This window comes from Bradyrhizobium sp. PRIMUS42 (assembly GCF_023006515.1).
In the GTDB taxonomy this organism is placed as follows: Bacteria; Pseudomonadota; Alphaproteobacteria; order Rhizobiales; family Xanthobacteraceae; genus Bradyrhizobium.
In genome coordinates this window covers 1-1714 of record NZ_JALBGZ010001010.1, presented here as the reverse complement: position 1 = coordinate 1714, position 1714 = coordinate 1, and the positions used below count along the sequence as shown (strand labels likewise).

General features: G+C 65.1%; 2 protein-coding genes. Both read right to left on the bottom strand.

Going from position 1 to position 1714, the window contains the following annotated elements; translation table 11 throughout:
* On the bottom strand, positions 1-1378 hold a 1378-nt coding region (locus MOV75_RS36900; RefSeq protein WP_246932337.1), incomplete at its 3' end, for an NAD(P)(+) transhydrogenase (Re/Si-specific) subunit beta.
* Between the two features lie 39 nt (positions 1379-1417).
* Positions 1418-1714, bottom strand: a 297-nt coding sequence (locus tag MOV75_RS36895; protein ID WP_247007852.1) for a proton-translocating transhydrogenase family protein, incomplete at its 5' end; no start/stop codon positions are given.

The window sequence follows — 1714 nt, the reverse complement described above, 5'->3', positions numbered from 1 at the left end:
TCTCGGTGACCTTCTTGGCGTCGCCGAGCAGCATCATGGTGTTGTCGCGATAGAACAGCGGGTTATCGATGCCGGCATAACCGGACGCCAGAGAGCGCTTGATGAACATCACGGTGCCGGCCTTCCAGACCTGAAGCACGGGCATGCCGTAGATCGGCGAGGTCTTGTCCTCTTCGGCCGCCGGGTTGGTGACGTCATTGGCGCCGATCACGAAGGCGATGTCGGCCTGCGCGAATTCGGAGTTGATGTCCTCGAGCTCGAACACCTCGTCATAGGGCACGTTGGCTTCGGCCAGCAGCACGTTCATGTGGCCGGGCATGCGGCCCGCCACCGGGTGAATGGCGTATTTCACCTCGACGCCTTCCTTCTTCAGGATGTCGCCCATCTCGCGCAGCGCATGCTGGGCCTGCGCCACCGCCATGCCGTAGCCGGGCACGATGATGACCTTCTGCGCGTTCTTCATGATGAAGGCCGCATCGTCGGCCGAGCCGAGCTTGGCCGGCTTCTGCTCGCCCGTGCCGCCGCCGGCCGCCGCGGTCTCGCCGCCGAAGCCGCCGAGGATGACCGAGATGAAGGACCGGTTCATCGCGTGGCACATGATGTAGGACAGGATCGCGCCGGAGGAGCCGACCAGCGCGCCGGTGATGATCAGCGCGGAATTGCCGAGCGTGAAGCCGATGCCCGCGGCGGCCCAGCCGGAGTAGGAGTTCAGCATCGAGATCACGACCGGCATGTCGGCGCCGCCGATCGGGATGATCATGAGCACGCCGAGCGCCAGCGCCAGGATGGTGATCATCCAGAAGTCTAACGCGCCGCCGGTGAGGACGAGCCGGACGATGAAGAACACCAGCGCCAATGCGAGCGCGATGTTGATGATGTGGCGGGCAGGCAGGATGATCGGCGCACCGCTCATCCGCGCGGACAGCTTCAGGAACGCGATCACCGAGCCGGTGAAGGTCAGCGCGCCGATGGCGACGCCGAGCGACATCTCGATCAGGCTCTGCGGATGGATGTTGCCGGGGGTGCCGATGTCGAAGGCCTCGGGCGCGTAGAACGCGCCGGCGGCGACCAGCACCGCGGCCATGCCGACCAGCGAGTGGAAGGCGGCGACCAGTTCCGGCATCGAGGTCATCGGCACGCGGCGGGCGATGACCGCACCGATCGTGGCACCGATCGCGATGCCGACGATGACGAGCACCCAGGCAAGACCGTCTGCCGGCGGATGGTTGGCCAGCGTGGTGGCGACCGCGATCGCCATGCCGATCATGCCGAACAGATTGCCCTGGCGCGACGAAGCCGGGCTCGACAGCCCGCGCAGCGACAGGATGAACAGCACTCCCGCCACGAGATACAAAAATGCAGAGAGGTTGGCGCTCATCTCAGGTCCCCATTGATCCCTTCAGCCCGAGGTGGCCGCTTACTTCGACTTCTTCTTGTACATCGCCAGCATGCGCTGGGTGACAAGGAAGCCGCCAAAAATGTTCACGCAGGCGAAAATGAGCGCGACGAAGCCGAAGGCGCGTGCCCAGCCCGAGCCGCTCGAGACATTCGCGACGCCGCCGGCAAGCAGCGCGCCGACCACGATCACCGAGGAGATCGCGTTGGTCACGCTCATCAGCGGCGTGTGCAGCGCCGGCGTCACCGACCACACCACGAAATAACCGACGAAAACGGCGAGGACGAAAATCGACAGCCGGAAGATGAAGGGGTCGAC